Source organism: Dialister histaminiformans (assembly GCF_900103425.1).
In the GTDB taxonomy this organism is placed as follows: Bacteria; Bacillota; Negativicutes; order Veillonellales; family Dialisteraceae; genus Allisonella; species Allisonella histaminiformans.
Genome location: NZ_FMXA01000036.1, coordinates 1 through 5,301, shown reverse-complemented (window position 1 = coordinate 5,301; position 5,301 = coordinate 1). Strand labels below are relative to the sequence as shown.

Annotated in this window: 4 protein-coding genes; 3 read left to right on the top strand and 1 reads right to left on the bottom strand. The window is 48.0% G+C overall.

What is annotated here, in order from left to right:
- Positions 1–517: 517 nt before the first annotated feature.
- From BLQ79_RS08040 to BLQ79_RS08030, 3 genes are all read left to right on the top strand, one after another.
- Positions 518–922 carry a Fur family transcriptional regulator gene (locus tag BLQ79_RS08040; protein WP_159427891.1) on the top strand — a complete coding sequence of 135 codons (405 nt, stop codon included), beginning with the start codon at positions 518–520 and terminating at the stop codon, positions 920–922.
- 339 nt (positions 923–1,261) lie between these two features.
- Positions 1,262–3,019: a diguanylate cyclase domain-containing protein gene (locus tag BLQ79_RS08035; RefSeq protein WP_091365596.1), complete on the top strand. Its 1,758-nt coding sequence runs from the start codon at positions 1,262–1,264 to the stop codon at positions 3,017–3,019.
- Positions 3,020–3,263: 244 nt separating this feature from the next.
- Positions 3,264–5,015, top strand: coding sequence for a 1-deoxy-D-xylulose-5-phosphate synthase (locus BLQ79_RS08030; protein ID WP_091365594.1), 1,752 nt, complete (start codon positions 3,264–3,266; stop codon positions 5,013–5,015).
- A gap of 51 nt (positions 5,016–5,066) precedes the next feature.
- Here BLQ79_RS08030 and BLQ79_RS08410 read toward each other — a convergent pair.
- A partial coding sequence (locus BLQ79_RS08410) for a hypothetical protein (RefSeq protein ID WP_234944971.1) occupies positions 5,067–5,301 on the bottom strand: 235 nt, incomplete at its 5' end.

Here is a 5,301-nt window from a genome sequence, read left to right as displayed (position 1 = left end):
GCACACCGACCTGCCATATTGAAGTTAAGGCACCGACCTACATCCGTTCAGGATGTACCGACCTGCGAGCCTCTAGCTCGCACCGACCATGAGCCAAAGGCTCATCTTTGTATGTTGGGATAAGGGAAAGCATGCAAATGTTCTGAGTTCTTTCAGTCTGATAGGAAGCCCCTTGGGCTCCGTTCCTCGTTATTCACACTATTCACATCACCGGGACTTCGACCGTATCGGCATTCCAGGGTAGCATCGCTATTTTTTGAGGGGAGTTATCCACCGTTATGAACAGAGTTATCAACATGTTGTGGATAAATCTGTGAATAACATGAATAAACCACAACCGGAGCCTTTTCCTGTGCATAAAATTTCCTGCTGCATGAGCTGATGGCAGCAGAAGAAAAAATGTGGACAGAAAAGAGGTCACTCATCTGGCGAAAGGGAGATGAATTGACCGCATGGCCGGGCCTCGATATAATACAGAATAATAAAGAAAAACCAGAAATTTTGGGGGCAGAATCGTATGTACATGACCGCACAGCGCAAGTTGTTATTCCGTTATTTTTCAGAACATCCTGACGTGTCCGTTACTGCACGCCAGCTTTGTGATGTGCTTAATAACGGAGATCAGGTGAAAATCGGGCTGAGCTCCATTTACCGGAATCTGGCAGCGCTCACTAAAGCGGGGTTTATCCTGCAGACCATCTCTCAGGACAGCAAGGAAGCCCGGTATCGTTATGTGTCTCCGGAAACCTGCGGCCATCGTCTGCATCTTACCTGCCTTCGGTGTGGAAAGACCTTCCATATGACACAGAAACTGTCTGACAGGTTGCTCACAGATATACTCCGGGTGGAGGACTTTGCTGTGGATGAGAATCAGACCACCGTGTACGGACTTTGCCGCGATTGCAGGGAACAGAGAAACTGATCCCTTGCACCCGTCATGAGCTGGGGTCTGTTTTCTCCAGGTTTGCCAATTTTTTACCTCATACTCCAAATCCCCCAGCCAGTCATTTAATGCAGCTCCGGCGCGTCAGCCTGTTTTTTTATTTACACCTTCTTTTTGCAGTGTTAGAATTAATTCAACTAATAAAATATATAGAAAAACCGACTAAATATAAATGAGAATCATTCCCTTTATCGGGAGGATGCATGGATACGACAATATTTCATGAGAAAAATTTTGCAACCTTATATGCAGTATACTTATGCGGTATAATATAAAGAAGTATGTGAAAAATGCACACTGCAGAAAGGTCGAACGGGTATGAAAACAAGGAACCACGAATGCATATGGACCGAGGCAAAGATGAAGAAAGAAAGCCGGCGGATACTGTATATCACCATGGATGTATTCGTGGTTCTTCTTTGCGTGGTTATGACTATGGTCAGAAGTTCGTACCTGGAGAATCAGCAGCAGTCCCGGGAATCGGCGAGAAAGATTCTGAATATGTACTCCTACAATCTGCAGCAACAGCTCAGAAAGAGCGAAAAAATTGCAGAAATCATGAAGGGCGTTGTTATCAGCCATGAGGGAATTCCGGATAATTTTGATGCGGTGGTAAGACCTCTGTATTTCCAGCAGAGATGGATAAACAATGTGGACCTGGCACCCAATGGCCGGGTGGCCGTGGTGTATCCGGAACTGGAAAAGAGATATACGGTGATTGACCTGTTTCATGACTCCATGACCGGCGCCACGGCGCAGTATAGCCGGGATAAGGGCGTCATGGTAGCCAAGGGGCCTTATATCCTGGACGATACCTACCGGCAGGGAATTGTACTCCGGGATCCCATCTATTTGCATGATGAGAAGGGACACCGCACGTTCTGGGGGTTTTCCGATGTCAATATCAATCTGTCACGGATTGTATCACCCATTATGAAATCCATGGATGCCAATGGGTTCAACTACATGCTGTATAAGCAGATGTCGCCATTGAGTGAGGATATACGGCTCATCAGTCATTCGAAAGTGTTCCCCCGGAAACCGATTCAGGTGAATTTTGAATGGGCTTCCTGTACCTGGGAACTGTATCTGGAACCTAAGGGTGGATGGAGGGTGACGCCGTTTACGGAAATCCTGTCCATCACCGGAATTTTGATTTCCCTGCTTATTACGGCGCTGGTGAATATCCTGCTCCGCCTCCGCCTGAGGAACCGCTATGTGCGCCAGCTTGCCCGTCTGGATAAACTGACCGGGCTCTACAACCGCCGGGGATTTGTGGAATCGGCACGTCACTATCAGTCCGAACATCCGGGCCGCCCCATGGCTCTTGCCCTGCTGGATGTGGATAATTTCAAATTCTTTAATGACCGGTATGGCCATGAAATCGGGGATAAGGTGCTGCAGCACATGGCCGCTTCCATGCGCCGGGTACTGGGAGAGGAATCCATTCTGGGACGAAGCGGCGGAGATGAGTTTATTGCCCTTATGCCAGTGGCCGATGGAAAAGAAGCAGAGGAGAGACTTAAAGCCTTTATCCAGTTGCCCCTCAAACTGCTGGTGGGAGATCGCAGTTTTGGGTATACCACATCGCTTGGTTATGTCATGTATCCTGACCAGGCAGTGGAGCGAGATGATATGTACCGTTTTGCCGATATGGCACTGTACGCTACCAAACTGCGTGGAGGAAATGATTTTTCCCGGTATGATCCGCATATGAATACCCAGGAACGGCCGCAGCTGGGGTTCACACTGAAAGAAGTGACAGGAAATATGCCCATGCCGCTTCTCATAATGAGAGAAGAAGGTAAATCTCTGGAACTGCTGTTTGCCAGCGATCAGGCACTGAAATTCTTCGGATGCCGGGATATGGAAGACCTGATAACCTTTGCTCATGGGGATATGGCCAGTCTGGTTTCGCCGGAGAATGAAAAGAAGATTCAGTCTATAGCCAGCCTCCAGATGGACATGGATGTGAAGACCCGGAATGGAACAAAAACCGTCTGGGCTATTATCCGTCGTACAAGCAGCATCTACTATGGACACACCCGGTATGTAGCTCTTGTAAAGGAAAGATGAGAAGGGGTAATGAGCTGAAAGCCAAAAGACAGGTTTGAGAATGGAGGGGAGATTAAGCTCCTTCCCAGAATGAAGAAACCGTATTCTCTTCCTTGCACGCCCCGTTCGTTTAATGCCTGCTTTGTATAGTACGCTATACAAAGCAGGCATTTTTATATATCATGGTAATTATCTATAATAGAAAGAATCATCATCAGACCATCGGGGCAAAGACGCTTCGGTTTCTGGAATACAGGAGGAATATATGATACTGGATAGAATAAACGGACCGAAAAATCTTAAGACACTGAGCGCATCGGAAAGAAAAGAGCTGGCGCAGGAAATCCGCCAGGCTATGCTGAAGCGGGCCAGCATCCATGGCGGCCATTTTGGTCCGGATTTTGGCATTGTGGAAGCCACCATTGCGCTTCATACGGTGTTTGATTCGCCAAAAGATAAGATTGTATGGGATGTATCCCATCAGGTATATCCGCACAAGATTCTCACCGGGCGCAAACAGGCGTATCTGGAAGAGGAACATTACGACGATGTATCCGGCTATTCCAATCCGGCAGAAAGTGAACACGATTTCTTTGAAGTAGGACATACATCCACATCCATTTCCCTCGCTTCCGGCCTGGCTATGGCCAGAGACCTTCGAGGAGGCCATGAAAATATCATTGCGGTGATTGGCGATGGTTCCATGAGCGGCGGCGAAGCGCTGGAAGGGCTCGACACAGTGGGCGAAATGGGCACCAATATGATTATCGTCCTCAATGATAACCAGATGTCTATTGCCGAAGTACATGGAGGCATGTATAAAGGGTTTGACGAACTGCGCAGAACCGGTGGAAAGAGCGAACATAATCTGTTCCGCGCCATGGGACTGGATTATCGCTTCGTGGCGGATGGCAATGACAGTGAAGCGCTGATTAAGGTATTCCGGGAAGTGAAGGATATTGACCATCCGGTAGTGGTGCATATAGTTACTCAGAAGGGCAAGGGATATAAGTTTGCAGAAGAAGATAAGGAATCCTGGCACTGGCACATGCCCTTTGATATAGAAACCGGCGAGGTAAAACATCCCTATGTGGATGAAGCAGCGGAACTGACAGCCACCTATCTGCTGGACCGGATGAAGACAGACAAGAAACTGGCCGTTCTGACTGCGGCGACTCCGTCTTCCTTCGGGTTTACATCAGAACGGAGAAAACAGGCAGGAAAACAGTTCATCGATGTAGGGATTGCAGAAGAACAGGCCGTAGCCATGGCCTCCGGTCTGGCCAAAGGTGGCGCACGCCCAGTATTTGGCGATTATGCCACCTTCTTCCAGCGGACCTATGACCAGATTTCCCAGGACGTATGCATCAACAACAATCCGGCAGTATTCCTCGTATTTGGCGCATCCATGTATTCTATGAACGACGTAACCCATCTGTGCATTTTTGATATTCCCATGATGGCCAATATTCCGAATCTGGTATATCTGGCTCCGGTAAGTCTTGCGGAATATAAAGCTATGCTGGCATGGGCACTGGATCAGACCGAGCACCCGGTAGCTATCCGCGTACCCGTTCTCCCGGTACCGTCTGAAGGACGAGTTATCCGTACCGATTACAGCCAGCTCAATACTTATGAAGTAACACGCCGGGGAGAAGAGGTGGCCATTCTCGGTCTGGGCAATTTCTACGGTCTGGCAGAACAGACAGCAGCAGAACTGGAAAAGAAGGGCATTCATGCCACCATCATCAACCCAACCTATATTACCGGACTGGACACTGACCTGCTGGAATCCCTCAAAAAGGATCATCGCCTCGTAGTGACCATGGAAGACGGAGTTCTCGATGGCGGTTTTGGAGAAAAGATTGCCCGATTCTACGGTAGCAGCGATATGAAGACCTGCGCATTCGGTCTGGAAAAGAAATTCTACGACCGTTACGACTACGAAAAACTGGCAGAAGAATATAACCTCAAGCCAGAACTGGCAGCAAAGAAGATCCTTGACCTCATAAAGTAAGCCGACAATCAGACACAGAGTCGTTAGACCAATCAGACCTTCAGACTAAACTTAAGGATAAAAATAGACCTCAACGAGGTCTATTTTTTTGCATATATAGAGAGGATGCAAAAACTTCACTAAAAGAAATATGGCAAAACGTTTCCCATTCTGGAGAGAAAGGGGGAAAGCTGCAAACGTTGTCTGTTGTCGGTGCAATCCTTGCAGATTGCAGGAATGAAGCGGAATGTTCTCTTCTTGCAAAGGGCAAGCATGCGAAAGCTGATTAAAGGAAAGCATGAGAAAC

Coding starts and splice junctions, on each gene's coding strand:
- BLQ79_RS08040 (WP_159427891.1), top strand. CDS start 518: ATGTACATGACCGCACAGCGCAAGTTGTTATTCCGTTATTTTTCAGAA.
- BLQ79_RS08035 (WP_091365596.1), top strand. CDS start 1,262: ATGAAAACAAGGAACCACGAATGCATATGGACCGAGGCAAAGATGAAG.
- BLQ79_RS08030 (WP_091365594.1), top strand. CDS start 3,264: ATGATACTGGATAGAATAAACGGACCGAAAAATCTTAAGACACTGAGC.